Here is a 1,172-nt window from a genome sequence, read left to right on the forward strand (position 1 = left end):
TCTGAACATTAAGTGAAGTTTATGAATAAACTGTGAAATCCATTCATTTGTGTATAAATTATTACAAAACTTAACATAACCTAACGATAGTCAATACCCAAGCAAACTGTTTGTGAGATCATTAAACTAGGAGAAGTATAAGCCGTTAAAACAGGGTGGTCCTTGAAGGGCTGCTTTTTCTTAAACGTCTTGTATTCTTGAATATTTATTCACCCGAGCATACAATAAGATTAAGCTAGTTTTTACATGTAGGTTTAAGGGGGAGTTACCATGAAATATGCCATCGTAACCGGGGCATCAAAAGGCTTAGGCGAAGCCATTGCCAAACGCATGATCAATGAAAAAATCGCAGTTGTTTCTGTGTCCCGAACGGAGAATGATCGTCTTAAAAAATGGGCACTTGAAAAGGGTGTTGACTATATACACTTATCCTGCAATTTATCCTTGGAAAAAGAAGTACAAGAAGTATTCATGGAAATTGCCCATTTGATTTTTCAAAATGACCCGAACGAACTATTAATCTTTAATAATGCAGGTGTTATTGAACCTATACATACAGTTGGCAACCTGGACCAAACCCCAATCATGCGCAACATCCAGATTAATTTAATTGCTCCGATTTATATTACCAATTTATTTCTCGGCAAAGCCCAGCAGACAGACACGAAAGTACAGGTTATTAATATCACTTCTGGCGCGGCAGTCCGCCCGATCGAAGGCTGGAGCATATATTGCAGTTCGAAAGCAGGACTGAACATGTTCACCCAGACAGCGGCGCAGGAGCAAAAAGAGTTAAACACCCATCACAAGATTATCGCCTTCAGCCCTGGCATCATGGATACTGATATGCAGGCACAGATCCGTTCCTCTTCTGAAGACGCCTTTAAAGAACTTGAGAAATTTAAAGAGTTCAAAGAGAAGAATATGCTGCGCAAAACAGATGTGGTTGCAGATGCGCTCGTGAATCTCGTACTTTGCGGAGATGTGGAAAGCGGAAAAATCTATAATGTTAATGATTTGTTGAACTAATCTATTTTATAAATTACTAGACTTCGTTTTTTTGCCGAAGTCTTTTGTTTGTGTGTTCTTTGTGACCGATTTTGGGGGAAGGGTTGTTTTGAGGTGCTTAAGAACCTCTCTATCTGCCCTTTTTGCTGGGGCGGCTGGTTTTT

At 39.6% G+C, this 1,172-nt stretch carries 1 protein-coding gene; it reads left to right on the forward strand.

Translation table 11 applies throughout. The features are described from left to right. The first annotated feature begins 270 nt into the window (after positions 1 to 270). Positions 271 to 1,029, forward strand: a complete 759-nt coding sequence (locus V7083_RS20415) for a (S)-benzoin forming benzil reductase (RefSeq protein WP_335481379.1) — start codon at positions 271 to 273, stop codon at positions 1,027 to 1,029. Positions 1,030 to 1,172 lie beyond the last annotated feature (143 nt).

It is taken from the genome of Bacillus sp. JJ1764, assembly GCF_036962145.1.
In the GTDB taxonomy this organism is placed as follows: Bacteria; Bacillota; Bacilli; order Bacillales; family Cytobacillaceae; genus Neobacillus.